Annotated in this window: 22 protein-coding genes; 8 read left to right on the top strand and 14 right to left on the bottom strand. The window is 66.4% G+C overall.

Features of this window, described 5'->3' with window-relative positions:
• Nucleotides 1-16: 16 nt before the first annotated feature.
• From RYM47_RS04325 to RYM47_RS04310, 4 genes are read right to left on the bottom strand one after another with little or no spacing between them, the layout of a single operon-like run.
• Nucleotides 17-772, bottom strand: a complete 756-nt coding sequence (locus RYM47_RS04325; RefSeq protein WP_315386336.1) for a glucose 1-dehydrogenase — start codon at nt 770-772, stop codon at nt 17-19.
• A gap of 39 nt (nt 773-811) precedes the next feature.
• Nucleotides 812-2,101, bottom strand: coding sequence for an MFS transporter (locus tag RYM47_RS04320; protein WP_315386335.1), 1,290 nt, complete (start codon nt 2,099-2,101; stop codon nt 812-814).
• Nucleotides 2,098-4,335 carry an oligoalginate lyase gene (locus tag RYM47_RS04315; protein ID WP_315386334.1) on the bottom strand — a complete coding sequence of 746 codons (2,238 nt, stop codon included), beginning with the start codon at nt 4,333-4,335 and terminating at the stop codon, nt 2,098-2,100. Before RYM47_RS04315 ends, RYM47_RS04320 begins: the two co-directional genes overlap by 4 nt.
• Nucleotides 4,332-6,449 carry a polysaccharide lyase 6 family protein gene (locus tag RYM47_RS04310; RefSeq protein ID WP_315386333.1) on the bottom strand — a complete coding sequence of 706 codons (2,118 nt, stop codon included), beginning with the start codon at nt 6,447-6,449 and terminating at the stop codon, nt 4,332-4,334. Before RYM47_RS04310 ends, RYM47_RS04315 begins: the two co-directional genes overlap by 4 nt.
• Before the next feature lie 454 nt (nt 6,450-6,903).
• Here RYM47_RS04310 and RYM47_RS04305 point away from each other — a divergent pair, with 454 nt between their 5' ends.
• Nucleotides 6,904-9,789, top strand: a complete 2,886-nt coding sequence (locus RYM47_RS04305; protein ID WP_315386332.1) for a TonB-dependent receptor — start codon at nt 6,904-6,906, stop codon at nt 9,787-9,789.
• Nucleotides 9,790-9,832: 43 nt separating this feature from the next.
• Nucleotides 9,833-10,576, top strand: a complete 744-nt coding sequence (locus tag RYM47_RS04300) for a FadR/GntR family transcriptional regulator (protein WP_315386331.1) — start codon at nt 9,833-9,835, stop codon at nt 10,574-10,576.
• Here RYM47_RS04300 and RYM47_RS04295 read toward each other — a convergent pair whose 3' ends face one another.
• Nucleotides 10,577-10,966, bottom strand: a complete 390-nt coding sequence (locus tag RYM47_RS04295; protein ID WP_315386330.1) for a DUF6165 family protein — start codon at nt 10,964-10,966, stop codon at nt 10,577-10,579.
• A gap of 215 nt (nt 10,967-11,181) precedes the next feature.
• On the opposite strand from RYM47_RS04295, the gene RYM47_RS04290 reads away from it, so the two are divergent.
• Complete coding sequence (locus RYM47_RS04290) at nt 11,182-11,847, top strand: TorF family putative porin (RefSeq protein WP_315386513.1); 666 nt, start codon at nt 11,182-11,184, stop codon at nt 11,845-11,847.
• Nucleotide 11,848: 1 nt separating this feature from the next.
• Here the strand turns inward: RYM47_RS04290 and RYM47_RS04285 are convergent, their stop codons facing one another.
• On the bottom strand, nt 11,849-12,319 hold the full coding sequence (locus RYM47_RS04285; RefSeq protein WP_315386329.1) for a DUF1456 family protein: 471 nt from the start codon (nt 12,317-12,319) through the stop codon (nt 11,849-11,851).
• A gap of 159 nt (nt 12,320-12,478) precedes the next feature.
• Here RYM47_RS04285 and RYM47_RS04280 point away from each other — a divergent pair, with 159 nt between their 5' ends.
• Together RYM47_RS04280 and RYM47_RS04275 are read left to right on the top strand one after the other, a co-directional pair.
• Nucleotides 12,479-12,982, top strand: a complete 504-nt coding sequence (locus RYM47_RS04280; RefSeq protein ID WP_315386328.1) for a hypothetical protein — start codon at nt 12,479-12,481, stop codon at nt 12,980-12,982.
• A gap of 70 nt (nt 12,983-13,052) precedes the next feature.
• Entirely contained in the window at nt 13,053-13,802 is a 750-nt protein-coding gene (locus RYM47_RS04275; RefSeq protein ID WP_315386327.1) for an SDR family NAD(P)-dependent oxidoreductase, read from the top strand.
• 39 nt (nt 13,803-13,841) lie between these two features.
• Here the strand turns inward: RYM47_RS04275 and RYM47_RS04270 are convergent, their stop codons facing one another.
• From RYM47_RS04270 to RYM47_RS04235, 8 genes are all read right to left on the bottom strand, one after another.
• On the bottom strand, nt 13,842-14,201 hold the full coding sequence (locus RYM47_RS04270) for a VOC family protein (RefSeq protein ID WP_315386326.1): 360 nt from the start codon (nt 14,199-14,201) through the stop codon (nt 13,842-13,844).
• A gap of 83 nt (nt 14,202-14,284) precedes the next feature.
• Nucleotides 14,285-15,148: an SPOR domain-containing protein gene (locus tag RYM47_RS04265; RefSeq protein ID WP_315386325.1), complete on the bottom strand. Its 864-nt coding sequence runs from the start codon at nt 15,146-15,148 to the stop codon at nt 14,285-14,287.
• An 18-nt stretch (nt 15,149-15,166) separates the two neighbouring features.
• The gene (gene argS, locus RYM47_RS04260; RefSeq protein ID WP_315386324.1) at nt 15,167-16,855 is read right to left on the bottom strand and encodes an arginine--tRNA ligase; all 1,689 of its coding nucleotides are present in this window, start codon (nt 16,853-16,855) and stop codon (nt 15,167-15,169) included.
• Nucleotides 16,856-17,004: 149 nt separating this feature from the next.
• Nucleotides 17,005-17,703: a DNA repair protein RadC gene (gene radC, locus RYM47_RS04255; RefSeq protein WP_315386323.1), complete on the bottom strand. Its 699-nt coding sequence runs from the start codon at nt 17,701-17,703 to the stop codon at nt 17,005-17,007.
• A 195-nt stretch (nt 17,704-17,898) separates the two neighbouring features.
• The gene (locus RYM47_RS04250) at nt 17,899-18,693 is read right to left on the bottom strand and encodes a hypothetical protein (protein WP_315386322.1); all 795 of its coding nucleotides are present in this window, start codon (nt 18,691-18,693) and stop codon (nt 17,899-17,901) included.
• An 82-nt stretch (nt 18,694-18,775) separates the two neighbouring features.
• On the bottom strand, nt 18,776-20,200 hold the full coding sequence (locus tag RYM47_RS04245) for a hypothetical protein (RefSeq protein ID WP_315386321.1): 1,425 nt from the start codon (nt 20,198-20,200) through the stop codon (nt 18,776-18,778).
• Nucleotides 20,201-20,495: 295 nt separating this feature from the next.
• Complete coding sequence (locus tag RYM47_RS04240) at nt 20,496-20,897, bottom strand: hypothetical protein (protein WP_315386320.1); 402 nt, start codon at nt 20,895-20,897, stop codon at nt 20,496-20,498.
• A gap of 173 nt (nt 20,898-21,070) precedes the next feature.
• On the bottom strand, nt 21,071-21,961 hold the full coding sequence (locus RYM47_RS04235; RefSeq protein WP_315386318.1) for an aspartyl protease family protein: 891 nt from the start codon (nt 21,959-21,961) through the stop codon (nt 21,071-21,073).
• A gap of 289 nt (nt 21,962-22,250) precedes the next feature.
• Between RYM47_RS04235 and coaBC the strand changes: the two genes are divergently transcribed.
• Genes coaBC through RYM47_RS04220 form a run of 3 tightly spaced genes read left to right on the top strand, consistent with a single transcriptional unit; the run spans nt 22,251 to nt 26,332 of the window.
• Complete coding sequence (coaBC, locus tag RYM47_RS04230; RefSeq protein ID WP_315386317.1) at nt 22,251-23,504, top strand: bifunctional phosphopantothenoylcysteine decarboxylase/phosphopantothenate--cysteine ligase CoaBC; 1,254 nt, start codon at nt 22,251-22,253, stop codon at nt 23,502-23,504.
• Nucleotides 23,501-23,974, top strand: a complete 474-nt coding sequence (gene dut / locus RYM47_RS04225) for a dUTP diphosphatase (protein WP_311183590.1) — start codon at nt 23,501-23,503, stop codon at nt 23,972-23,974. Before coaBC ends, dut begins: the two co-directional genes overlap by 4 nt.
• 15 nt (nt 23,975-23,989) lie before the next feature.
• The gene (locus tag RYM47_RS04220) at nt 23,990-26,332 is read left to right on the top strand and encodes a phosphomannomutase/phosphoglucomutase (RefSeq protein ID WP_315386315.1); all 2,343 of its coding nucleotides are present in this window, start codon (nt 23,990-23,992) and stop codon (nt 26,330-26,332) included.
• Nucleotides 26,333-26,549: the final 217 nt, after the last annotated feature.

Here is a 26,549-nt window from a genome sequence, read left to right as displayed (position 1 = left end):
GGCGGTCAGGAATGAATCAAGAGAAGTAGGTGCCGCCGTTGACGTCGACGTTCGCACCGGTGATGAAGCCGGCCGCGTCCGAGGCCAGGTACACCGCCGTGTCGGCCGCTTCCTGCGGGCGGCCCTGGCGGCGCAGCGGAGTGTTGCCGGCCACCGCGGTGCGCACTTCCGGCTTGGTGAATTCGTCGTGGAAGCGGGTGGCGATCATGCCGCAGCACAGCGCATTGACGCGGATCCCGCGCGGGCCCAGTTCCTTGGCCATGGCCCGGGTAAAGGTCATCACCGCGGCCTTGGCGGTTGCATAGATCGAGGCGCCCGGGCCACCGCCGTCGCGGCCGGCCTGCGAGGCAAAGTTCACGATCGCACCGCCTTCGCGCATGTGCGGCACCACCGCGTGGGTGGTCAGGTAGACCGAGCTCATGTTGAGGTCCATCACCTTGTGGAAGAACGCCGGGTCGATCTCGGCCAGCGGACGGCGCTGCACCATGCCACCGGCCACGTTCACCAGCACGTCGATCTGCGGGCCGTATGCGGCCTGAGTGGCGGCGACCATGCCGGCCACGGCCTGCGCATCGGTCACGTCGGCGCGGTGCACGAACGCGGTGCCACCGGCCGCCTGTACCTGCTGCAGGGTCTCCTGTGCGGCCGCTTCGTCGTTGGCGTAGTTGATGCACACCTTGGCGCCGGCCGCGGCCAGCTTGATCGAAATCTCACGGCCGATGTCGCGGCCGCCGCCGGTGACGATCGCCACCTTGTCCTTGAACTGATTCATTTGCTACTCCAGTGATGCGAGGGGGAAAAAAGAGGAAGGTCAGCGCGACGACGGTGCGTCGACCTTTTCGACGCGTCCGGTCACCAGCCACAGGGCGAGCAGGGAAGCGGGTACCAGTGCCGCCACCAGGATGAAAATCGGTGCGTAGGACTCACGGGTCATCACCGGCACCAGCCAGGTGGTGATCAGCGTGCCGGCCACGGCGGCCATGCCGCCCAGCCCGGCCAGCGAGCCGACCGACTTGCCGTTGAAGATGTCGCCGGGCAGGGTCTGGATGTTGCCGATGGCGATCTGGAAGCCGAACAGCACGAAGGCAATGGTGATCACCGCCCACATCGGGTCGGTGGCCATCACCGCGCCGAGCAGGGCCGGGGCCATGATCAAGCCGCCGAGGGTGATCACCCATTTGCGCGCGCGGTCCACGCTCCAGCCGGCGCCGATCAGGCGGCCCGACAACCAGCCGCCGCCGAGGCTGCCGATCATCGCGCCCACGTAGGGCACCCAGGCGAAGATGCCGATCTGTTTGATGTCGAAACCGAAGGTGTCGGCCAGGTAGATCGGCAGCCAGGACACGAACAGCCACCAGATCGGGTCGAGGAAGAAGCGCGAGATCAGGATGCCCCAGGTCTGCCGGTGGCCCAGCAGCTGGCGCACGTTCGGCACGTATTCGGCCTTGGGCACCGCAGGTTGTTCGGCCGGTGCATCCAGGATCAACGCGCGCTCGGCCGCGCTCACCCACGGATGCTTGTCCGGCCCGGCGCGGTAGATGATCAGCCACGGCAGCAGCCAGACGAAGCCGATCGCACCGATCAGGATGAAGGTGCCGCGCCAGCCCAGCCACAGGAACAGCACCGCGATCAGCGGCGCGGACACAATCGCGCCTATCGAGGCGCCGGCATTGAACACGCCCTGCGCCAGCGCACGTTCGCGTGCCGGGAACCACTCGGCATTGGCCTTCACCGCGCCCGGCCAGGCACCGGCCTCACTGATGCCGAGCATGGCGCGCACGATGCTGAAGGACAGGATCGAATGGGTCACCGAGTGCAGCGCGATCGAGATCGACCACACCGCAATCGACAGCGCAAAGCCCAGCCGGGTGCCGATGATGTCGAACAACCGGCCGAACACGAACTGGCCGGCCGCGTAGAACAGCATGAACACGGTGACCAGCAGCGCGTAGTCTTCCTTGGTCGCACCGACGTCCTTGGAGATCTCCGGCCACATCACCGCCAGCGCGTTGCGGTCGATGTAGTTGATCACCGTGGCAATGGCGATCAACGCCACGATCAACCAGCGTACATAGCTGCGGGTGCGGGTGGACACGTTCATTTGCCGTCCTTGCCGGTGGCGGTATCGAAGCGCTTCCAGCCGCCGCTCCAGTTCCAGTGCTGGCCGTCTGCGCTCACAGCATGGCTGCCGCCCTTCGACGGGTCATCGGCAATGCCCAGCGCCAGCCGCTGGCCACCGGCCAGGTCCAGCACCAGCACGCTGGCGTCCTTGCCGCGGTAGTGCGCCAGCCGGTCGATGCGGCTGTTGGCGCCGCGTACCGTTTCGGCAGTGCCGTCGTATTGGCCGTGCGGTTCCAGCACGCCGTAGAAGGTGGTGCTGGCCTGGCCGTCCACACGCTGCAGCAGCAGCGGTTCGCGGCGCAGGTTGAACTGCGGATCATTCGCTCCGCTTTCGCCGATCAACGCGCGCGACGGCGAAGTGCTGGCGAAGCGGTACGTATAGAAGCGCCCGTCCAGCAGCCAGGTCAGGCTGCGTGCGTCGGTGCCCGGCTCGCTGGAGGCATCCACCCACACATGCTGGTAACCGTTGGCCTTGCCCAGCACCGGGCGGTTGGCCACGGCGGACTGCGCCTTGAAGCCCACGTCCATGATGTGGCCGTTGAAGTGCAGCGGCAGGTCGTAGCGCGCCGGCGTGTTGCCGTCCACGCGCAGCAGGTCCAGCACCACCGGCTGGCCCAGCGACGGGTGCGAGAGCAACGCCTGGGTGCGGGTGAAGGTCACCCCGTCATAGGCGCCCTGCATGCGCGCGGAGACGATCTGGGTGGTGTCGGTCACCTCGAACAGCAGCGGGGTCGGGGCCAGCGGCTGGCCTTTCTTCCAGTCGCCACCGAAGTGGCTCTGCTCGTTCACCACCAGCGTATTGTGCGCCAGGGTTTGCCGCGCCCAACTGGTGTTCTCCGGCAGGTAGATGCCGCCGGCCTTGGATTCGATGTTGAGGAAGCGAGCGGCGCCGTAGTCGGTGACTACGCGCTGCCCGTTGTCGTAGAACAGCCAGTTGAGCTTGTCGAAGTGGCCGTGGCCCATGCCCTGCTTGGTGTTCTTCATCACCAGGGCCTGGCCGTCTTCACCGCCCATGCGAAGGATCGCCAGCGCGCCTTCGCTGCCATCGGGACCGTCGCGCAGCAGGGTGGGGACGAACGCAAAGGGCCTGGCCTTGCCGTCGGCCAGCGCCTGGGCCACCTGCAGCCCTTCGGGCGAGAGCAGCACGCGCTTCTGCGCCTTGGCCACCGAGAGCAGCCGCGCATCGCCGGTGTTGGCGTAGGCGATGTCGATGCCCGCCACCAGCTCTTCGGTGTCCAGGCCCTTGTCCAGTATCGCGTCGTTGATCGGAATGAAGTAGCCGTCGTAGCTGCTCTGTACCAGCGCGTCCACGGCTTTCAGCAGCACGCCGTCGCGACGCTTGAAGATCCCGCGCTGCGGCTCGTTGCGCTGCACCGCGTTGGCGAACAGGATGAACGGCGCCAACGCGTAGCGCTGGTAGTAGGGGCCCTCCTCGTAATAGCCGTCCGGCGAGAACAGCTGGTCCACCTGCTTGAGGAAGCCGGCGCTGCCATCGCGCTTGCTGCCCATCAGCGCCTTTTCCACCAGCACCGGGTCGCGCAGTACGTAACCGGTCATGCCGGTGGCGGCCACCGCCCAGGTGGCGTGGTTGTGGATCTTGTCGAAGTTCTCCGGCGTACCGGCGAGGAAGTCCGCCATCGCGCGGAACACGTTGTCGTCGATGGTGCGGCGGTCTTCGGCGCTGAGGCTGTCGCGGATCGCGTCGTAGCCCTGTATCGCGTTGACCAGCCAGACCGAATCATTGAGGGTCTGCCAGAACAGCCGTCCCGGGATCTGTCCGCGTCCCTGCGGGTGCGCACCGAGCCCGGGGTAGAGCTTGGCGTAGCCCAGCAGCAGGTCGCGGGCGAAGGTGGCATACGCCTTGTCGCCGGTCAGCCGGTACAGCGCGCCAGCCGCCTGGATCGCCTGGTAATTGCGCTTGTGCTGTTCGTGGGTGTAGCCGCCGCCCTTGTCCTTGGGGACGGGCACGTCGATGCCGGCCTTCATCATCGCGCGCACCAGCTTTTCGGCGCGCGCCTGTTCCCTGGCGAATACCGGATAGCTGGCCGCGTCGCGGCGCATCTGTTCCCACTGCGTGGGCGTCACCAGCACCGGCGCGGTGCCGGCCTCGGTGCCACGCGTGGCCGCGTTCGGCGCTTGGGCATGCGCGGCGGGCAGCGCAGCAGCGCTGAAAGTGGCCGCCAGCAGCAGCATCAGGGGCGTGGAACGGGTCATGGGACGGTCTCCGCGGAGGTATCGGACTGCAACGCCGCCGTGGCGGTGAAGGTGTTGCCCTGGACATGCAGGTGCGGCTCGCCCACCTGATGGGTGAAGCGCACCCGGCCGCTGCGCAGCCAGGTGGTGTCCCGCAGGCTGGCCTGTTGCACGCCGTGCAGGCGCAGGCTGGTGTCGCCTGCGTTGCCGACCTGTTCCAGGCGGCCGCCGTGCAGCTGGAAGCTGGGGCCGAAGGTGCTTTCGTCGGTGCCGCCCCGGTACAGGTTCACCAGCGGGCCACCGATGCGCTGGAATACCGAGTCGGCGATCTCCACGGTTTCGGCGTTGTAGGTACCCAGATCGTCGGTCTCGGCGGCCGCGGCAATCACGCTGCCGCTGACGTCGCTGACGGTGACGTGCTTCAGGCGGATCGAATCGGCCAGGGTGCCCTTGCCGGTGTTGATCACATCGAATGCCTTGTTGCTGGTCAGCCCCTGGATGCGGCTGTCAGCGATCTCCAGCGTGTAGTCGAAGGCCTGGCTGCCTGGCGGCACGCGGATCACCGCATTGCCGGCCGCGTCCGGCGCCAGGCTGCCGTCGATCTCCAGCCCGGCCAGCCGCAGCGAGCCGCCGGCACGGATCTCGAACAGGGAAGGGCGCGAGAAGCGCAGCGTGGCGCTGCCCTTGGTCGGGCCGACCACGCTGAGCGGGTGGTCGATGGCCAGTACCTGGTTGATGCGGTAATCGCCCGCCTGCAGCTGCAGGCGATCGCCGGCGGCGCTGGCGGCCACGGCGTTTACCAGTGTGTCCTCCCCCGGTGCAACGCGGTGCTCGCGGCCGCTGTCCAGCGCGGTGTTCTGCACCTGCTTGGGGTACCAGTCCACGCCTACCTGCTCGCGCGGGATCGGCGACAGGTCGCGCGGAGCGCCCACCTCGGTACCGGCCGGCGGATACAGCAGGCCATTGGCCGCGCGCTGCAGGGTGAGGGGGCGGCCTTCCACGCCACCCGGGAAACCAGGCGACGCGGCAGGGCTCTGCACATTACCGGTGAAGCCGACGCCCGACAGGTCGCCCTGGCTGCGTAGCACGTCGCCAGCGTCCGTCCCCACGAACAGGTTGTCGCTGATCGCGCTGCGCACCGGCATCGCGTTGCGTTCCTCATCCAGCCCGGCGCCCAGGAATAGATAGCGGACCTGCACGAAGCTGTTGTGGCTGATCCGCGCGTTGTCGACCTGCTCGTAGCGGTTCAATTGGGCGTCGCGGGTGCCCGCCATCACCGCCAGGGCCGAGGCGAAGCCATCGCCGGCTACGCCTTCGAAGTAGTTGTCGCGGATGATCTGGTCGCGGTTGATCACGCGCACCCCGCCGGTGTGCGGCTTGCCGTTGCCGAGGAACACATTGCGCTCCACCACGTTGCCGTGGCCGTGGCGCAGCACCATCGAGCCGCGCGATTCCTTGAACACGTTGCCACGGTAGAGATTGCCGCCGGACTTGTTGGAGACGATCTCCACCTCGCCGTCGCAGTGCTCGAACCAGTTGTTCTCCACCACCGTGTTCGAGGCCGACTGCGAATCGTGGCTGGTGCCGACGCGAATCGTCTCGCCGCCATTGCTGCCCAGGTTGGGGCGCGGCCCGAACCAGTTGTGGTCGATGCGATGCCGGTTGTCCAACCCGCTGGTGGTATTGCGCACCACCACAAGCGTGGTGCCGGCATTGGTCTTGCCCACCAGCTGGTTGTGGTCGAAGCGGTTGTACTTGCCGTACATCGCCACCCAGTTATCGGACTGGGCACGGTCGGGCTTGTTGAAGCCGTCGATGACGATCCCGGTGACCCGGCTGTGCTCGGCCCACTCCTTGGACGACCGCCGGAAGCTCACCACCTCGCCGCCGGGCGCCCAGCCGTCGCGGAACACCAGGTTGGAGACTTCCAGATAGGCCCCGGCCAACCGCAGCTGCGACTGCCCGCTCAGGATCACCTTCCCGGGTGTCTGCGCCGTCAATCGAATTGGTTGACCAATTTTGCCGGTGCCGGTGAGCAGCAGATCCAAATCCCGCCACACCCCATCCGCCAACACCACCGTATCGCCCGGCTTGAGCGACTTCGAGGCGGCAGCATAGGTAGCCGCGTCACGCACCAGGTACTCCGCAGACCACGCAACGCCCGGCACCGTCCCCAGTAAAAAGAGAAGCAGGGGTTTGGCAGGGTCGGTTCCCAGACGACCGCCCGTACGGCTGATCGCCCCATTAACGCATGACCCCAACCGGAGCAGGCCTTTCACGGCCCAACCAGAACAACCATCTTGCCGTGTCACAGGAAACCCTCCCAGATCACCATCGACGCCAACGCGAACTTGATCCTACCAGCTCCCCCAGCGCACGAGTCAACCACAATCGCATACCACTTTCGGAGCATCTGGTCTGCGGTTTGCGCATATCCCTGCTGCATCCGCACATAAAGTCCGGCCAAACTGGTCTAGGAGCATCGCCGGGGTAGACTTTAGTACCAATTCATTGACATTGGTCTTTCAACCGTGAATCTTCGGACGGAATCCGTGTAGTCGGACGATCCATCCTGGGAGGGAGATCACGATGTTGCATGACCGCCGTACGGCCTCACCGCGAGGCCTTCGCCACACCGCGCTGCACAGCGCACTGTTCTATGCCCTTTGCGCAACCGCGGCCGTGCCGCTGGCCCATGCACAGGACGCCACCCCGGCCACCGCGCCGGCGCAGGCCACCACCCTGGACCAGGTCCAGGTCACCGGTACCCGCGGCACCATCCAGACCTCGATCGACAAGAAGCGCGAGGAGACCGTGGTCTCCGACGTGCTGTCGGCCGAAGACATCGGCGACCTGCCGGCGCTGTCGATCGGCGAAGCCATCGAAACCATCACCGGCGCCTCCACCCACCGCGAAAAGGGCGGTGCATCGGAAATCTCGATCCGTGGCCTGGGCCCGTTCCTGGGTTCGTCCACCTTCAATGGTCGCGAAGCCACCAACGGCAGCGGCGACCGCTCGGTGAACTTCAACCAGTTCCCGTCCGAACTAATCAACACCGTGGCGATCTACAAGACCCAGCGCGCCGACTTCGTCGAAGGCGGCGTGGCCGGTACGGTCAACATGGAAACCGTCAAACCGCTCGAATACGGCAAGCAGACCATCCAGCTCGACGGGCGCGGCACCTGGCAGGAATACGACGACCGCCTCAAGGACGGCGACGGCGTGGGTTGGCGTGGCACCGCCAGCTACATCGACCAGTTCGAGTTCGACAACGGCGGCAAGCTCGGCGTATCGCTTGGCCTGCAGGCGCTGGAAGGCAGCAACCCGGAAGAAATGTTCTCCAGCAGTTCCACCTGGGTGGCCTGCGACGGCCGCGAAGTGGTGGGTGCCACCCGAAACTGCAGCCAGGTCAACGGCAACGACGTGGCCAACGGCGTGCCTTACTACCTGGCGCCCAGCAGCCGCATCTACCGCCAGTTCATCGAACACGACAAGCGCGACTCGCAGTTCGGCGCGCTGCAGTGGCGGCCCAACGACGCGGTGGAAGTGAACCTGGACTACCAGCACTCCAAGCGCGACTACACCGAAGACCGTTCAGACCTGTCGCTGTCCTCGATGATGCGCAACATCAACAACCGCGTGGTCAACGAAGACGGTGCGCTGATCAGCCACACCGGCAGCAGCACCATCGACTCCACCGGCAATTTCCTGGAGCGCAACGAGGAATACACCGGCGGCGGCCTGAACCTGATCGTGCGGCCCAGCCCGGCATGGATGCTGTCCGGCGACCTGTCCTATTCGAACACCCAGCGTTCGCAGATCGAACGCTCCACCCGCCTGCGTGCAGGGCGTACCGACGTCAACGGCAATCCGGTGGCCGGCATCAAGAACACCCGCTACGTCGACTACACCTACGACTACAGCGGTGACGTGCCCAGCATCTACCTGGATCCGGCATTCGACGTGAACAACCCGGACAACTTCACCGACTCGGCGCTGGTCCGCCGCCGCCAGCAGGACCGCGAACACACCATTCGTGCCGGTCGCTTCGATGCCGCGTTTACGCCGGAAAGCGGATTCTTCACCGCATTGAAGGGCGGCCTGCGCCGCTCGGAGGCGACCTACACCGACTTCACCGACACGGTGGATGTCACCACCACCAATGTCGCTGCGATCCGCGCCGCCAACCGCGCCTGTCGCCAGGACTTCCCGCAGGACGACTTCCTGGCCAACGCCAGCGGCAACACCATCGACCAGTGGGCCAGCTTCGACAGCCGTTGCTTGTTCAAGGCCTTCACCGGCGCCGACGACACCGGGCTCAGTGCCGACCTGCGCGACCCGGCCAACAACGATGTCACCGAGAAGACCAGCGTCTACCTGATGGGCGAGTACAGCAGCGAATGGTTCGGGCTGCCGGTCACCGGCAACATCGGCGTACGCTGGGTGCATACCGACGTGCGTTCGATGGGCCTGCGCAGCGGGCTGGACGTGACCAACAACCCCGACGGCACCGTGACCCTGCGGCCCACCGGCGACTTCACCCAGCAGGTGCTCAAGGCCAGCAACAACGAATGGCTGCCCAGCTTCAACGCGGCCTTCGAACTGCGCCCGGACCTGCTGCTGCGCGTGGCCGCCTATCGCGCGATGTCGCGCCCGGACCTGGCCGCACTGGGCTATGGCCGCAGCTTCAACCTGGACGAGGTCGACACCGAATTCGGCAGCGTGGCCGACGCCCTGCGCAGCATCACCGCGACCGGCAACCCGCGCGCCACCCCGCTGATGTCGTGGAACGCCGACGTCTCCCTGGAGTGGTACGCCAACGCCGACTCGATGCTCTCCACCGCCATCTACTACAAGCAGTTCAATGGCGGCTCGGTACCGGTGGTGGTGGGTGAAAGCTTCGAGATCGACGGCGAGAACGTCACCGTGCCGGTGGAGCAGCTGGCCACCAGCGATCAGAAAAGCGACCTGATCGGCTTCGAGCTGACCGGCTCGCACGCCTTCTCCTACCTGCCGGGCATCTTCTCCGGGCTGGGCGTGAAGGCCAGCTACAACTACGCCCATTCCAACTTCAAGACCGAAGACCTGCGCCTGGGCGAGTCCACCGACCCGGCCACCGGCATCGTCACCCCGGGCATCGTGGAGCCGGCCAACATCTTCGGCCTGTCCAAGCACGTGGCCTCGGCGCAGGTGTACTGGGGCCTGGGCAAGCTGGACCTGCAGGCGATCTACAAGTACCGCTCCGACTACTACCAGCAATTCGTCGGCGACCCGGCCCAGAACCGCTACGTCCGCGACAATGGCTCGCTGGACTTCCGCGCCACCTACAAGGTGAACAAGCACCTGTCGGTATCGTTGTCGGCCAGCAACCTCACCGACGAGCCGCGGGTGTCGGATATGCCCATCCTGGGCAGCTTCCGGGAGTACACCACCTACGGGCGGCGGTATTATCTCGGGGTGCGCTACCGCTTCTGAGCGCGCGTGCCGGTTCCCAGCCACCGTACTGCCAGGCCCTGATATGTCCGAACCCCGCCTCTACCAGTCCATTGCCGCCGAAATCGTCGCGCTGATCGAGAAGGGCGAATTCCCGCCCGGCTCGCGCCTGCCCGGCGAACGCGACCTGGCCGAACGGCTGGGCGTCAGCCGGGTGACCGTGCGCGAGGCGGAGATCGCACTGGAGGCGCAGGGCCTGATCACCATCAAGACCGGCTCGGGCGTGTATGTGAAGGCACGCCCGTCGGCGGTCCCGGGCGCGCTGCCGGACGTCTCGGCCTTCGACCTCACCGCCGCCCGGGCGGTGATCGAAGCCGAGGCGGCGGCGATGGCGGCCAGCCGCATCACCGACGATGAGGTGGAGCTGCTGGAAGGGCTGATTGCGGCGATGACCGACCCGGCCTCGGGCGAGGCGGCGGCCAGCGAGGCCGACCGCCAGTTCCACCTGGCCATCGCGCGGATTGCCGGCAATCCGGTGGTGGAGCACTGCGTGCAGCTGATCTGGCGGATGCGCAACGAACTGCCGCGGGTGCGCCAGGTGTACGCCAACGTGTGCCACAACGACAACGACACCCGCAACGACGAGCACACCGCCATCCTCGATGGCCTGCGCCGGCGCGACCCGGGTGCGGCGCGGGCGGCGATGCGGGACCACTTCCAGCGCCTGTTCGAATCGATGCTGGAAGCGACGGAGAATGAAGCGCTGGCGGAGATCCGCCGGCGCACCCAGCAGGACCGTGAGCGGTTCCTGGCGGCTACTGCGCGGTGATCACTCGCCCTGATACTGCTTTTCTTCCACCAGATGCGACCCCGCAATCCGGTTGATCTCGTTCTTGACCTTCACCCGCTCGCCATTGGTGCCATACACGCCACGCGCCAGCTGGATGAACTGATCGTCGAACACCTGCGCCGCTTCCTTGTCGCGCAGCTGGTCCTGGATCACCCACATGCGCTCGTTGATCTCCTTCAACTGCGTCTTCAGCGCGGCCAGGCCGGGCTGCGCGCTGACCTGCTCCTGCCACAGCGGCAGCAGGCCGTCGAGCTCGGTGCGCACGTTGGCCGCCTTCCCCGCATCGGTGATGCGCTCGGCCTTGATTTCCAGGATGGTGATCTTGTCGATCAGCTCGCCAATCGATACCGGGGTCAGGATCGCGTCCACGCCATTCTCGCTGCAGGTCAGTCAGGGCCGCCATGATAGCGCGGCCGGCCTGAAGGCCTGGTAGGCAGCTTTTACGACGAATTTGCGCGCGCCCGTGGCGCGCCGCATGGCGCCTTTACGCCGCCCCTCACCACACTGTGCGCTTCAACGGCGAGGCCGTTTCTGGAGTTACACACGTGGTGGCAATACTGGATTCAAGGCGCGCGCTGCGCCGCATGGGTGTGCTGGTGGTGGGCCTGGCCCTGAGTGGTTCGGCGTTGGCCGGCGTGAGCGGCAACGCCACGCTGACCTCGGATTACGTGTGGCGCGGCAGTTCGCAGACACTGGAAGACCCGGCAGTGCAGGCCGGCATCAAGCTGGCCAGCGAATCGGGCTGGTACGCCTCGGTGTGGGGTTCGGGCGTATCGTTCGAACCGGACGCCGGCGCGCGCAGCGAGTTCGACCTCGTGGCCGGGTGGAGCGGCGAACTGGCGCCGGACTGGGCGCTGGACGTGAATCTCACCCACTACCTGTACCCGTCCACCGACGTGGACCTGGACTGGACCGAGCTCAACAGCACCCTGACCTGGAAAGAACGCTATTGGGTCAGCGTGGGCGTGTCAGACGATGCACTGGCGAGTGGCCGCACCGGGACCTACGCCCAGCTGGGTGCGCGATTGCCGCTGAATGATGCGTGGCGCCTGGAAGGCGCGGTGGGCCAGTACTGGCTCGACAGCGCCTACGCAGACGACTACCTGCATGGCCAGGTGAGCGCCATCTGGACCGTGCACGGCCCGTGGGAACTGCGCCTCACCGCGCATGACACCGACGGTGCCGCCAAACGCCTGTTCGGCAGCAACGCCGGCTCGCGCGTGGAGTTCGCGGTGCAGACTTCCTTCTGAATCAACCGCCGCGAACGCGCAGGGTCAGGCCCTTCAGGAAATTGCGGAGCAGCTGGTCACCACAGGCACGGAAGTTCTTGTGGTCCGGCTGCCGGAACAACGCCGACAACTCCGGCTTCGACACCGGGAAGCCCGCGCTCTCGAAGATCGCGTGCATGTCCACGTCCTTCAATTCGAAGGCCACGCGCAGCTTCTTCAGCACCAGGTTGTTGGTGATGCGCTTTTCTACCGGGCGCAGCGGCTGGCTTTCGTCACGGCCGCGGTTCAGCACGATCAGCCCGTCCAGGAAGTGCGCCAGCGTGCGGTCGTCGCAGGCCACGAAGCCTTCCTCGTCTTCCTTGCGCAGCCACCCGGGCACATTGGCCTTGTCGACCACGAAGGCCGGGTCGGCCAGGGCACAGATCTCGGCAATCCTGCCGTCGCTGAGATCGAGCATGTAACGGATGCTGCGCAGTACATCATTGTTGATCATGGGGGACGTCCAATACCGCCACCGCGGCTGCGTGGCTGGCGGCCATTTTACCCCGCCGGAGCGGCCCGGCCCTGAAGCAGGGTCGCCCGCTGTCATCTGACTGCCATGAAAGTGAAGCACAGTGCGCTCCTCAAGCATGATCAGGCAGTGGAGCAGGCAATGCGCAGGTGGCAGGTTCTGGCGGGTGTGGGCATGGTCTGGCTGGCCGCGACGGCCTCGGCGCAGGCCCCGTATGTGGCGATCGAACAGCGCGTGGACCCGCAGCAGCTGGCTGACGTGGGGCTCACCCCCGCCCAGCTGCAGACCCTGAACCGCCTGCTGCGTGAGGCCGAAGCCCGTGCCCCGGCCCCGGTAGCGGCCGCCCCGATGGCCCCGGCGGCTGCGTCGGCGCCGCAGCCTGGCGCGCCCACCCCGGCCCCGATGTTCCCCGGCTTGGACGACGGACCCATCCATGCCAACGTGACCGGCCAGGTCGACGGCTGGCAGCCGGGCACCGTGTTCACCCTGGACAACGGCCAGCAGTGGCAGGTGCTCAAGGGTGAAATGAAGCTCAAGGCCAGCCGTTCCAACCCCGCCATCGTGGTGGTGCCAGGCATCGCCGGACGCTGGTTCCTGCAGGTCGACGAAGACCTGCCCAAGGCCCGCGTGTTCCGGATCCGCTGATCCGCCACGGCGCGCCAACACGGCGGCGCGCAGGGTGCGAAAATAGGCGGGAATCCCACGGAGACCCGCGATGACCCGTACCGCTCTGATCACTGGCGCCACGTCCGGCTTTGGCGCCGCCGCCGTCCATCGTTTCGCCCAGGCCGGCTGGCGGGTCATTGCCACCGGGCGCCGCGCCGAACGGCTGCAGCCGCTGGTCGACGCCTACGGCCCCGAGCGTGTGCACGCCGCCGTGTTCGACGTCCGCGACACCGCCGCGATGGAAGCGGCCCTGGCTGCGCTGCCGGCCGGTTTCGCCGACATCGACCTGCTGGTCAACAACGCCGGCCTGGCCCAGGGCACCGCCCCGGCACAGAGCGCGTCGCTGGACGACTGGCGCACCATGATCGACACCAACGTCACCGCCCTGGTCACGCTCACCCACCGCCTGCTGCCGCAACTGGTGGCGCGCAAGGGCGCGATCATCAACATCAGCTCGGTCGCCGGCGTGTACCCGTACCCGGGCGGCAACGCTTACGGCGGTACCAAGGCCTTCGTCAGCCAGTTCTCGCTGGGCCTGCGCTCGGACCTGCATGGCACCGGCGTCCGCGTGACCACCATCGAACCGGGCATGGCGGAAACCGAATTCACCCTGGTCCGCACCCACGGCAACCAGGCCGCCTCGGACACGCTCTACACCGGCGCCAACCCGATGACCGCCGACGACATCGCCGAGCAGATCCTCTGGGTGGCCAATCTGCCGGCCCACCTCAACATCAACCGTCTCGAAGTGATGCCGGTCAGCCAGTCCTTCGCCGGCTTCCAGGTCGCGCGCGACTAGCCTTCGTGGCGTAGTGCCGGGCTCTGCCCGGCACCTCGCTCACCCGACCGCGCTCCACACCGCCAACTCGTATCCATCCGGGTCGAGGAAATGGAAGCGCCGCCCACCCGGGAAATCGAACGCCGGCGTGGAAATCTTCGCGCCGGCCGCCTCCACCCGCGCCTGGGTCGCCTCCAGGTCATCCGCATACAGGATCACCAGCGGCCCACCGCTGCGTACCGGCCCATCGGTGGTGAATCCGCCGCGCAACCGCCCGTCGTTGAACTCGGTATAGCCCGGGCCGTAGTCGGTGAAGGTCCAGCCAAACACCGTGCCGTAGAACGCCTTGCTGCGGGCAATGTCGCCCACGTTGAATTCGATGTTGTCGATGCGGCGGTCGTTGCCTTCCGAGGTACCCATGTGCGCGCTCCATGACGTGGAGCGCCAGCATAGCCGCAAAAGAAAAAGCCCCGCAGTGCGGGGCTTTTTCGTGTGGTTCAAGGTTACTGCGCCTTGATCGCCATCGCCTGCAAACCAGTACCGTCCAGCTTCTGCTTCGCTTCGGCCAGTTCGCCGGCACTGCCATACGGGCCCATGCGCACGCGATAGACCGTCTTGCCGTTGATCTGGGCAGATTCGACACGTGCAGCCAGGCCGATCATCGCCAGCTTCGCCTTGGTGGCTTCGGCATCACCCGACGCACCAAAGGCACCGGCCTGCAGGATGTAACGCACGTTGCTGGCCGCCGGTTGGGCGGCTGCTGCTGCCGGTGTGGCTGCAGCCGTGGTCGTCGCTTCCGGCTTGGGCGCCGCTGCCTCTGCAACCGGCTTCGGCGCCGCAGCAGCAGCCGGGCGCTCGGCCACCGGCGCCGGCAACGGGGCCGGTGCTGCGGTGGTGGTGGATGCAGTTGCGGCCGCAGTAGTGGTTGCCGCAGCGGCCGCCGGAACCGGGCGACCTTCCAGCGCAGCCTGCGCGCGCTGCGCTTCAGCCTTGGCCTTGCGCTGGTCTTCCGCGCGCGCGCTGGCGGCCAGCTCCGCGTCGGACATTTCCACTTCCTTGCCGGGCAGCAGGGTGTAGAAGTCGTACTGCGTCGCCGCCGGCTTGGCCGGTTCGGCAGGCTTGGCCGCACCGGGTTTGGGCAGCTCGGCGCCCACGTCGGTGTCGGCGTCGCTGACCGGGGCCGGCTGCGCGTTCGGGTCCGGCTGCGGGCCTACCCGCAGGAAGCCGTCGCCATCGTTCTTGAACAGGTTCGGTGCCGCCAGGAACACCACGGCCGCAATCGCCACGCCCGCCACCAGCCATACCCATCCGGGCGTGCCTTGGCTGGTGTTGCGTCGAGCCTGCGTCTTGCCGCGTCGTGCTGCCATTTACTGCTTCTCCACTACTTACATTTTTTCCGGGGCGGAAACGCCCAGGATGTTCAGACCATTGGCCAGCACCTGGCGCGCCGCGCAGGCCAGCGTGAGCTTGGCATTGCGCTCGGCGTCGTCAGCCACCAGCACCTGGGTGCCGTGATACCACGTGTGGAAGGCGTGCGCCAATTCACGCAGGTACTGCGCCACCAGGTGCGGTTCCAGTGCAATGCCGGCCGCTTCCACCACTTCCGGGAAGCGCGACATTTCCACCATCAGCCACAGCGACGGTTCGTCGGTCAGCGACGCCAAGCCGGTCAGGCCTTCGGCCGGGGTGTACGACAGCTTCTTCTCCTGCGCCTGGCGCAGCAGGCTGCAGACCCGGGCGTGCGCATACTGCACGTAGAACACCGGGTTGTCATTGCTCTGCTGGCGGGCCAGGTCGATATCGAAGGTCAGCTGCGAATCGGGCTTGCGCGCGATCAGGAACCAGCGGGTCGCGTCGCGGCCTGCTTCTTCGATCAGGTCGCGCAGGGTCAGGTAGCTGCCGGCACGCTTGGAAAGCTTCACTTCCTCGCCGCCGCGCATCACCGTCACCATCTGGTGCAGCACGTACTCGGGCCAGCCCTTGGGAATGCCCACGTCCAGCGCCTGCAGGCCGGCACGCACGCGCGCCAGTGAGCCGTGGTGGTCCGCGCCCAGCTCGGTGATCGCGCGCTCATAGCCGCGCTGCCACTTGCTCAGGTGGTAGGCCACGTCCGGCAGGAAGTAGGTGTAGGTGCCATCGGACTTGCGCATCACGCGGTCCTTGTCGTCACCGAAGTCGGTCGAGCGCAGCCACAGCGCGCCGCCTTCCTCATAGGTATGGCCGGCCGCATTGAGCTGGGCCACGGTCTCTTCGACCTTGCCGTCCTTGTACAGCGAGCTTTCCAGGAAGTAGATGTCGAAATCCACCCCGAACGCGGCCAGGTCCTGGTTCTGCTCGTTGCGCAGGTAGGCCACCGCGAAGCGGCGGATCGCGTCCAGGTTGTCCGGGTCGCGCTCGCCCACCACCGAATGGCCTTCCAGCTCCACCGTGGCGCCGGCCAGGTAGGCCTTGGCGACGTCTTCGATGTAGTCGCCGCGGTAGCCGGCTTCCGGCCAGCCCACTTCGTCGGGCTTGATGCCCTTCGCGCGCGCCTGGGTGGACAGGGCCAGGTTCTCGATCTGCACGCCGGCGTCGTTGTAGTAGAACTCGCGCTTGGCGTTCCAGCCGTTTACTTCCAGCAGGCGCGCCAGGCTGTCGCCGATCGCCGCCGCGCGGCCATGGCCGACATGCAGCGGACCGGTCGGGTTGGCCGACACGTATTCCACGCCCACGGTGCGGCCGTTGCCGCTGAGGTTGTGGCCGTATTCGGCCCCTTCCTTCAGCACGCTGGTCGCTTCGCGCTGGTACGCGCTCGGGGCCAGGTGGAAATTGATGAAGCCTGGGCCGGCGATTTCAACGCGCAGCACGTCGTCGCTCTTGGGCAGCGCATCGAGCAGCGCCTGGGCCAGGGCGCGCGGGTTGCTGCGCGCCGGCTTGGCCAGCAGCATCGCGGCATTGGTGGCGAAATCACCGTGCTCGCGGGTCTTCGGGCGTTCCACCACGAATTCCGGGGTCAGGGTATCGGCCGGCAAGGTGCCGTTGGCGCGCAAGGCTTCAATGCCCTGGCTGATCAGGGCGCGGAGGAGATTTTTCACAAGGCCTGCTTTGGGACTGGAGCGGCGGAATCGGTAATTTTAGCCTAGAAGCCGCCCCGATCCATTGAACCGGGGCAGAGCGGGGGTCGGGACGGCCGGGGGGGGGCGGGTTTGCCGGCGGTATTGGAGCAGGGGGCTGACCGGGCCGTTCAGCTCAGTGGCGCCGGCCCCGCCCGCAGCCACCCCCGCTGGGCCATGGAAACCGCCGGGCCATCCCCCACCACGATATGGTCCACCAGCCGCATGCCCACCAGTGCCAGGGCCTGGTACAGCTGGTGGGTGATCTGACGGTCGGCCGCCGAGGGTTCAGCCCGCCCGGACGGGTGGTTATGGCTGACGATCACCGCCGCTGCGTTGTGCAGCAGGGCCCGGCGAACCACCTCGCGCGGGTAGACCGCCGCCTCGTCCACGGTGCCGGTGAAAAGTTCTTCGTAGGCCAGAGTCCGGTTCCGGGTATCCAGGAACAGCGCCGCGAACACCTCCTGCGGGCGCGGGCGCAGCCGCAACTTGAAGAAGCGCGCGGCCGAGTCCGGGTCGCAGAAGCTGTCGCCCCGCTCCAGGTCGGACATGACGTGGCGACTGGCAAGTTCAAGTGCGGCGACCAGTTTGCAGGCTCGGGCGGGACCCATGGTCGGCAGCTTCATCAACGTAGCCGCATCCAGGTCCAGCAGTCTGCGCAACGGACCATGTTCGTCCAGCAGCCGCCGGGCGCTCTGCACTGCATCCATCCCGCCGCTGCCGCTACCGATGAAAAGCGCGAGCAGTTCGGATTCAGACAGTGCGCGCGGACCGCGCGTCAGCAGCTTCTCGCGAGGTCGGTCGTCCTCGGGCCAGTCTTTGATTGCCATGGCAGAAATTATTCTTTCGCCGACAGGCAGCCAGCCATGGGAAATTGCCATTCCAGCAGGTGAGACAAGCGCGGCCCGGTCGGTCAGTCGAAGATCACCCACGGCTTCATCTGGTAGTGCGGGGACCAGACGATCCCGTTGCGGACGAGCAGAACCGCCGCGTGCATCGCACCGACGAAATGGCTTTTCATTGGGTCAGGTTGAAAGGCGGGTACTGCTGCAACGGGCCGACACATTCTCGGTGATCTGCTGCCGCACATCATCGAACGCGCTGCCCAAGCCCAGCTGACGTGCGGTCAGACTGCCCTCCGGCAGCATCGTGCGCAGCGCGTCGCTGGCGCCCAACGACCAACGCGGAGCCGCGATAGTGCGTAGGCGAGGATCGACGATGCCTGCAGCCATACCGGTGGTCCAAGGTTGCATCAGCGGCTTTGGAGATACGGACCACCAGACCTGGGTGGGCTTTCCCGTTTCATGCAGCTGGACTTCGAGCCATGGGCTTGGGCGGGCTGGGTCTACGCCGTAGGCCGTCATCCGATAGAGTGTCCTGCCTGCGGCCGACCGATCCAGTTCAGCCGCTGCTCCGGCCTGCCACTGCTCGGAACTGCACGGTGAGCCGGCAGGGCGCGAGACCATCGCTTTGCGGAGCTCGTAGGGGTCGACCCGGCTGTAGATGGCGTCGGAAACGATGAGCTGGCTACCCGAACCATCCTCCAGTGCCTCCACCAGTTGCCGAATCTCGTGCTTCGCAAACGGCTTGACTGCGCTTGGCGTGCCTTTATCAGGGTACGTCTGCCGCATGGCGAAACCTTCACCATCCGGCAGGATCGAGAAATGCTCTTCGCCTGACTGAGGCGCTGCCGAGATGAAGTGCACATCGATATGCTCGACATGGTCGACCGATCGAGGTGCGTTGAAGATCTTCGCGATGCCGGCGATCAGCAGAATGACACCGATCTGCCAAGGGCGACCACTGCGCTTGCGACTCATCTCCGTCCCAGGTCATTCGCCTGCTCCCTTGCAGGCAGTCGAATCCTAGGGCCAGTCGGAGACCGGGACAAGCAGCGGCTGGTCAGCCCGGAAACTTGAAGTAACGCGCACTCATCTGCCCCACCACGTCCGCCACCGCCTCCTTGCTCGGCTGCTGTTCCTGGGACATCGACATGAAGATCTCTTCGCGGCACGCCAGATCATCGCCATCCAGCTGCGAATAGCTGATCCGCAAGGATTGCCAGTTCAACACATCCGGCTGCACCGTCACCACGCCGCTGCGGCTGATCCAGTCCTTCGTCTTCGACAGGCGAAGTGTGCGCAGTGCGTCGGTGTAGTCGGCATAGAGACCCTGCGAGGGGATGGACGGATGCGGGTCGCTGGCCAGGTACTCGAACAACGCCTTGTTGTATTCGCAGAACCAGGCCGGTCGCTGCCAGGCTGTCGGATGGTTCAACTCCTGGCGGGCGCGGGCCCACGAAGCGGCCTGGGCGGCGCCGTCGGGCTTGGGCTGCTTCTTCGGCGGCTTGCTGGTGCGTCCGGACGTGCCCAATGCGGCTGCCTGTTCCTCGAACGCCGTTCCCTTGAAACGGCGGACGTCGGCTTTCAGGAGTTTGCCCTGCGCGGAGAGCGCCTCAGCCAGGACCATCGCCACGTCTTCATTGCCTGCGTTCAGGGCCAGTGCCAGTGGCGTGCGGCCGCGCTCGTTGGCAGCTGAGGGATCTACGCCCCATTCGAGGAGCAGACGGCTGGCAGCCACCGGATCACCCATCCGGTGCCAGGTGGTGGAAAAGCCGCCACGACTGGCCTTGAGCCCGTCCACATCGCCGGCCGCGTACATCAGGGAGTTGGAGCCGGCCGGATTGACCACATGCACGTTGGCGCCGCGCTCGGCAAGGAAGCGTAGCAGGGGCGCACTTCCCATGTAGGCGGCCATCAGCACCGGCGTATACATCTGCCGGTGGTCCATGGCTTCAATGCTGGCGCCGGCCTGCAGCAGTGCGTCGACGGCCTGGAAGATGAGCTCCATTTCTGCCGGATCCGCGTCCGGCTCGAATGCGCTGTTGGACACCTCGCCGCGCATCTCGCGCAGGCCGATGGCGGTGCAGATCGGGGAGTCCTTGGTCAGGCGCGGGTTCGCACCGGCGGCCAGCAACAGGCGCAGTTTCTCCAGTGCCTGTGCGGTCGGGCCGAAGATGAAATCGCGGCAGGTGGTGGAAAGCGGGGTGGCGCCGCGGCTGGCGGCCTTGTTCGGGTCTGCGCCGTGTTCCAGTAGCAGGGAGACCAGTTCCACATGCGCATCGAGGCGCCGCGCAACCGTGGCGTTATCCGGGCCGTCGCCGTGCAGCATGCTGTTGTTGCAGACCCAGTAAAGCGCCCGTTCGTTGTGGCGCAGCCGGATACGGTCGGGGTGAACGCCCGAGCGAACGAGCCGCTCGATCTCAGCGAAGGCGTCCTCGCAGGTAGGGAAGGCATCCAGAACAACAGGCGAAGACGAGGTGGCCACGGGCATCGGTCCTTGATTACGTGGGCCAATGTTAGCAATCGTGGCGGGGCTGGCACTGGACAAGTTGTCAACCGATCGGGCCGCGGCCCTGTCAGGTCTTCATGTAGGCGACTGTTATACCGCCAGACAGGCATCCTACGAATATCGACAAGGATAGAGAGGTGGAAGCGCCAAGCGCAGTTGCAAGCGCCGCAAAGGCGAAGCCAAGCAATACGCTTGTCACTACTGAAAGGGTCTTTCTGCTCATGAATAGGTCCATCTAAGATTCATCGATGAGGGATCAGGCGAATATCCGTCATTTCGCATGGATCGATTGGAGCTCTGAAATGCGGTTGAACAAGCAGTAGCTGATGAAAAGCGAGCCCAGCGCCACGACGCCAACGCAGATCATGATAGACCGTTGATCGACCACATCTCCACCGATCAGTGTCAGGCAGAAGAGCGCGCCGTAGAGGGTAATGAAGAACGCAGCAACGGCGTGCTGGATGGTTTTCCAGGACTCATCTGCGAGGATGTAGCGCTCAATCTCGTTGATGCTGGAGATATGTAGTACCAGTCCGAATGCGATGAAGTCCTGTGGAGAGAAGGGCTCGATGCTGCCCTCCTTTGTCACCGCCCAGATCAGGAACCTCGAGAGGACCGGAATCAGCCCAACAAGGATCGTGTAAGCAAGCCAATGTGTTTTGATTGTCTTCATCATCGACGCCTGACTCAGAAGGACCGCTCATCGGTCGGCGGCGAAGTCTACGAGCGGTTTGCAGGCAGACGCTGGACAGCCGTCGCAGTATTGGAAAAATCTATTGCTCCGGAAACAGAGGTGTCGGAACTGGCGTCGCCTAGCGCGCGATCAGCGACAACTGCACCTTTCGCTCACCGGCACACGGCCACTACTTGGCTTCTCTGGTCGATCAACGCCACCGCGTTCTGCAGCGCACGCGCGCCCACCAGCACTTCCGGATACTTCGGCGATACACGGACTTCCGCCTCGGCATGGCTTGTTTGTCCCACCTGGATCGGGTGCTGCACCGTCCCGCGCCAGCTCTCCAGCTGGCCGTTGGTCAGCTGCGAACGGACCGCCTCGCCCAACGGCTGCTCCGAAACCTGTTCGTAAACGGACTGTGGCAGCACGAAGCCGACGTTGGCGCCGGTGTCGAGCTGGGCAACGAAGGTGTGCGTGCCTACCGATACCGGAATGCGGAAGGCACGTGTATAGGCAAGGGCATTGGCGGCAGCCGGGTCCAGCTTCAGCGCTCGAGTGAACGCCAAGGTCCGGTTCGGGTAGTCGGTCCGCAGTAGTCCGTCGGCAAAAAAGTCGCGGGCGAGGATTCCATCGAACGCGGCCTCGGGCGCATTGCGTGCGTTGTAGTCGCGGGCGATCACTTCCACGTCCCGGTGCACCACGCCGCCAAGTTCCAGCGCATCGATCCGCACGGTGTCCACGCCGGCCTTGGTCACACCGTCCGACGTGGTCGTTTTCCCATGCAGCGGCAGGCTGAGCGTGGCGACCAGCCGCATGTCCGCCCGGCCGATGCCGCTGGCGCCGGTGTCTACCGCGAACCGGTACGGGCCTTGGCCGTTGACCCGTGCCTGCACGTAGATGCGTCCGTCGATGCTTTCGAAGGGTATCTGCACCAAGGCGTCGGCAACGGGCTGATGGGCGAGCCCGCAGGCATCGTCCCCGGTTGTCGCGGGCGAGGCGATTGCTGCAGCGATGGGGAAGAAAAGAAGGATCGAAAGCAGCTTGGGCAGGGCTGGGTGCATGGCGCGTTCCTTGCGGGATGGACGATTCCGGTCAGCGTCATCCTGCGGCCGGTGCCGTGCGAACCGCATCCCGTCTGCGACGAACCCCCCGATCCGACCGACCAGACCCCGGCCATGTGGAGTGAACAACCCGAGATCCCGGCCCTCCCCGGCGACTTCAGCGCAGTTCCACGACGCCATCGCCCCGCGCGCTCATGACAAAAAACACCGTTCTCATGCCCCTGGCGCATCAGGGCCGCAACAGAGCATCGGGTAAGCTACCCGCCTCAGATAGACAGGAATTCCGCAGGTGGCTGACTCCCCCCAGGCTTCCCCGGCGCAGGCGCGCCCGCTGGCAGGCCAGAAGCTGTTGTTGTGCGTGGGTGGCGGCATCGCGGCCTACAAGTCGCTGGAGTTGGTGCGACGCCTGCGCGACGCCGGGGCCCAGGTGCAGGTGGCGATGACCGCCGGCGCCCAGCAGTTCGTGACCCCGCTCAGCTTCCAGGCCCTGTCCGGACAGCCGACCCGCACCACCCTGTGGGACAGTGCCGCCGAGCAGGCCATGGGCCATATCGAGCTGGCCCGCTGGGCCGACCGCATCGTGGTGGCTCCGGCCACCGCGGATCTGCTGGCGCGCCTGGCCAACGGCCACGCCGACGACCTCGTCACCACCCTGTGCCTGGCCACCACCGCGCCGCTCACCGTGTGCCCGGCCATGAACCACCGCATGTGGCTGCACCCGGCCACCCAGGCCAACATCAGCCTGCTGCGCGAGCGCGGCGCGCAGGTGATCGGCCCGGAAGACGGCCCGCTGGCCGAAGGCGAATCCGGTCCCGGCCGGCTGACCGAGCCGCACGCCATCGTGGCGGCGCTGGCCAGCCTGCAGGACCCGGCCGCCCCCGAGGTCGCCCAGGAACTGAAGGGTCTGCGCGTGGTGATCAGCGCCGGTCCCACCTATGAAGACCTGGACCCGGTCCGCTACGTGGGCAACCGCAGCAGCGGCAAGATGGGCTTTGCGCTCGCCGCAGCCGCCGTGCGCCAGGGCGCCCAGGTGGTGCTGGTCAGCGGTCCGGTGCACCTGGCCACCCCGGCTGGCGTGCAGCGGGTGGACGTACGCTCGGCCGCGCAGATGCGCAGCGCCGTGCTCGACGCGCTGCCGGCAGACATCTATATAGGGGCGGCCGCGGTGTCGGACTACACCCCGCGCCAGATCGCACCCCAGAAGCTGAAGAAGACGGCAGGTACGCAGACGTTGACGCTCGAACTCGTCCGCACCGCCGACATCCTGGCCGAGGTGGCGGCGCAGACCAACGCGCTCAAGCTGGTGGTCGGGTTTGCCGCTGAAACCCACGACGTGGAGAAGTACGCGCGCGGCAAGCTGGTCGACAAGCGGCTGGACCTGGTGATCGCCAATCAGGTGGGCATCACAAACGGCGGCTTCGAAAGCGACGAGAATGCTGCTACGGCGTACTGGCAGGGCGGGGAGCAGGTCTTCCCCGGCACCACCAAGGCGTTGCTGGCCGAACAACTGTTGTCCCTGATTGCCCAGAGGTTGCACGCATGACCCAAGCCCCGTCCCTGCAGCCGCTGCAGGTGAAGCTGCTCGATCCACGCTTCGGCGACACCTGGCCCATGCCGGCCTACGCCACCGAAGCCAGCGCCGGCCTCGACCTGCGCGCCGCGCTGGAAACCGAACTGACCCTGCAGCCGGGGGACACCGCGCTGATTCCCAGCGGAATCGCCATCCATATCGAAGACCCGAACCTGTGCGCGGTGGTGTTGCCGCGCTCCGGGCTCGGGCACCGGCACGGCATCGTGCTGGGCAACGGCACCGGCCTGATCGATGCCGACTACCAGGGCCCGCTGCTGATCAGCGCCTGGAACCGCGGCCGCGAGGCCTTCACGCTGCAGCCCGGTGACCGTATTGCACAGTTGGTCGTGCTGCCGATTGCACGCGTGGACCTGCAGGTAGTGGATACTTTCACCGACAGCGCCAGGGGAACGGGTGGATTCGGCCATACCGGGGTGCGCTGACAGGGGGTAACACCGATGAGCAAGGCAACGGCGGAAGGACAGCCGCGACTGACAAGCAAGCGTAACGGGCTGATCCTGGTGGGGCTTCTGGTCCTGATGGCGGTGTGGTTTGCCTGGAGCGGGGTGCGCCAATGGCGACAGGCCTCGACAGGGCACGCCCTGGAGCAGTCCCGCGACGAGATCGTGCAGGGGGTGCAGAACGCGCTCAACGGCCAGACCACGCAGCTGCGGACCCTGGTCAAGAGCGCGCGGGTCAGCACCGCGCTGGCCGCCGGCGATGCCGACGCCACCGCGCTGGCCGTGCGGGAAGGCTGGCCGGGCACCGAAGAAGTGGAGGTGTTCACCACCGACCTCGACCAGGCCTATGCCGACCCGAAGACCTTCGGCTATGCGCGCCTGGCGCTGATCGAAGCGGCCATTGCCGGCGACACCGTCACCGCGCGCGTGGTGCGCGACGCCGGTGGCCAGCGCCTGGGCCTGGCCGTGCCGGTGCAGCTGGGCACCCAGGGCCCTGCCGTCATCTATGTGCGTCAGCCGCTGCTGCGCCTGACCGACACCTTCGACAAGGTACGGGTGCCGTCGGCCGGCTACCTGGCCCTGCGCCAGGGCGGGCACAACATCATTGAACAGGGCGACACCTCGCTGTCGCAGGGCGCCGAAGGCCTGGCCCGGCCGATCGGCAAGACCGGCCTGCGTCTGTCGGCAGCGGTACCGGACATCGAGCCGGGCCCGCTGGGCCTGGGCGCGATCCCGTCGTTGATCGTCGCTGCACTGCTCTTGGCCATTGCCGGCATGCTGCAGTTCGGCAAGGGCAAGGTGAAGCTGCCGCGCCGTCGCACCGAGGTGGCCGAAGGCGAACACGGCCCGACCCTGCGCGAGAGCCTGGAACTCGACCCCGTGCTGGAAGCGACACCTGCCGCCAGTGCGACCGGTGCACCGCCGCCGCTGCCCAGCGGTCCGGGCAACGAAGTGGCCGAAGGCATCTTCCGCGCCTATGACATCCGCGGCGTGATCGGCCGCGAGCTGACCCCGCAGGTCGCGGTGCTGATCGGCCAGGCCATCGGCTCGGTGCTGCAGGTGCAGGGGCTGCGCGACATCGTGGTGGGCCGCGACGGCCGCCTGTCCGGTCCGGAACTCAGCGCCAGCCTGATCGAAGGCCTGCGCCGCGCCGGCTGCGACGTCACCGACATCGGCTTGGCGCCGACCCCGGTGGTGTACTTCGCCAGCTATCACCTGCGCGCGGGCAGCTGCGTGGCGGTGACCGGCAGCCACAACCCGCCGGACTACAACGGCTTCAAGATCGTGGTCGGTGGCGAAACCCTCTCCGGTGATGCCATCACCGAGCTGTACCAGCGCATCCGCGATGGCCAGCTGCACGTGGCCGCCACGCCGGGCAGCCTGCAGCAGCGCGACGTCAACGCCGACTACATCCAGCGCATCGCCGACGACGTGCAGCTGGACCGCCCGATCAAGGTGGTGGCCGACGCCGGCAACGGCGTGGCCGGTGAACTGGCGCAGCCGCTGCTGGAGGCGATCGGTGCCGAGGTCATTCCGCTGTACTGCGACGTGGACGGTACCTTCCCCAACCATCACCCCGACCCGAGCGATCCGGACAACCTGGAAGACCTGATCCAGACCGTGAAGCGTTTCGACGCGGACATCGGCCTGGCCTTTGACGGCGATGGCGACCGCCTGGGCGTGGTGACCAAGGAAGGCAGGATCATCTACGCCGACCGCCTGTTGATGCTGTTCGCCGCCGACGTGCTGCAGCGTAATCCCGGCGCGCTGGTCATCTACGACGTGAAGTGCAGCGGCAAGCTCTCCGACTACGTGCTGCGCAATGGCGGCAGCCCGATGATGTGGAAGACCGGGCACTCGCTGATCAAGGCGAAGATGCGCGAGACCGACGCCGAACTGGCCGGTGAGATGAGCGGCCACTTCTTCTTCAAGGAACGCTGGTTCGGCTTCGACGACGGTCTGTACGCCGCCTCGCGCCTGCTGGAAATCCTGGCCCAGCGCGACGAGACCCCGTCGGAAGTGCTGGATGAACTGCCCGACAGCGTGTCCACCCCGGAATTGAAGGTACCGGTGGAGAACGGCACCCCGCATGCACTGGTGTCGCTGTTCGTCTCCGCCGCACAGGCGGACGACTCACCGTTCTTCGGCGCGCGTCTGTCCACTATCGATGGCCTGCGTGCGGACTTCCCGGACGGCTGGGGCCTGCTGCGCGCCTCCAACACTACTCCGGTGCTGGTGCTGCGTTTCGAAGGGAATGACGAAGCTGCGCTGGAGCGCATCAAGGCGCTGTTCCGCGAGCAGCTGCAGCCGTTGTTGCCTGGGGTTGAGCTGGGGTTCTGAGCAAACGGACGGACGCCCGGATCGGGGGCGTCCGATCATCTTGGGCGCGGGCCGGTAGGGTCGCATCCCAATCGACCGCCGTGGACGATGCAACGTTCGATCTTGGCATGACCCTCGGCCAAAAAAGCGCTTCGGTCGGGTGCGCGTCGTTACCGCGCCGATCACCAATATCGGCGGTCGATCGGGATCCGACCCTACCGGTTCACGCCCGGTCAGG

Source organism: uncultured Stenotrophomonas sp. (assembly GCF_963519125.1).
Lineage (GTDB): Bacteria > Pseudomonadota > Gammaproteobacteria > Xanthomonadales > Xanthomonadaceae > Stenotrophomonas.
The sequence above is the reverse complement of the archived record's forward strand: the minus strand, read 5'-3'. Positions and strand labels throughout refer to the sequence as shown.

Bases quoted from the DNA above. Each gene is read 5' to 3' on its own strand.
- dut (WP_311183590.1), top strand. From the start codon at position 23,501: ATGACCCAAGCCCCGTCCCTGCAGCCGCTGCAGGTGAAGCTGCTCGAT.
- RYM47_RS04270 (WP_315386326.1), bottom strand. From the start codon at position 14,201: ATGGGTACCTCGGAAGGCAACGACCGCCGCATCGACAACATCGAATTC.
- RYM47_RS04300 (WP_315386331.1), top strand. From the start codon at position 9,833: ATGTCCGAACCCCGCCTCTACCAGTCCATTGCCGCCGAAATCGTCGCG.
- RYM47_RS04240 (WP_315386320.1), bottom strand. From the start codon at position 20,897: ATGAAGACAATCAAAACACATTGGCTTGCTTACACGATCCTTGTTGGG.
- RYM47_RS04305 (WP_315386332.1), top strand. From the start codon at position 6,904: ATGTTGCATGACCGCCGTACGGCCTCACCGCGAGGCCTTCGCCACACC.
- RYM47_RS04325 (WP_315386336.1), bottom strand. From the start codon at position 772: ATGAATCAGTTCAAGGACAAGGTGGCGATCGTCACCGGCGGCGGCCGC.
- RYM47_RS04265 (WP_315386325.1), bottom strand. From the start codon at position 15,148: ATGGCAGCACGACGCGGCAAGACGCAGGCTCGACGCAACACCAGCCAA.
- RYM47_RS04235 (WP_315386318.1), bottom strand. From the start codon at position 21,961: ATGCACCCAGCCCTGCCCAAGCTGCTTTCGATCCTTCTTTTCTTCCCC.
- RYM47_RS04320 (WP_315386335.1), bottom strand. From the start codon at position 2,101: ATGAACGTGTCCACCCGCACCCGCAGCTATGTACGCTGGTTGATCGTG.
- RYM47_RS04250 (WP_315386322.1), bottom strand. From the start codon at position 18,693: ATGAGTCGCAAGCGCAGTGGTCGCCCTTGGCAGATCGGTGTCATTCTG.
- radC (WP_315386323.1), bottom strand. From the start codon at position 17,703: ATGGCAATCAAAGACTGGCCCGAGGACGACCGACCTCGCGAGAAGCTG.
- RYM47_RS04280 (WP_315386328.1), top strand. From the start codon at position 12,479: ATGCGCAGGTGGCAGGTTCTGGCGGGTGTGGGCATGGTCTGGCTGGCC.
- RYM47_RS04220 (WP_315386315.1), top strand. From the start codon at position 23,990: ATGAGCAAGGCAACGGCGGAAGGACAGCCGCGACTGACAAGCAAGCGT.
- RYM47_RS04275 (WP_315386327.1), top strand. From the start codon at position 13,053: ATGACCCGTACCGCTCTGATCACTGGCGCCACGTCCGGCTTTGGCGCC.
- RYM47_RS04285 (WP_315386329.1), bottom strand. From the start codon at position 12,319: ATGATCAACAATGATGTACTGCGCAGCATCCGTTACATGCTCGATCTC.
- RYM47_RS04290 (WP_315386513.1), top strand. From the start codon at position 11,182: ATGGGTGTGCTGGTGGTGGGCCTGGCCCTGAGTGGTTCGGCGTTGGCC.
- RYM47_RS04315 (WP_315386334.1), bottom strand. From the start codon at position 4,335: ATGACCCGTTCCACGCCCCTGATGCTGCTGCTGGCGGCCACTTTCAGC.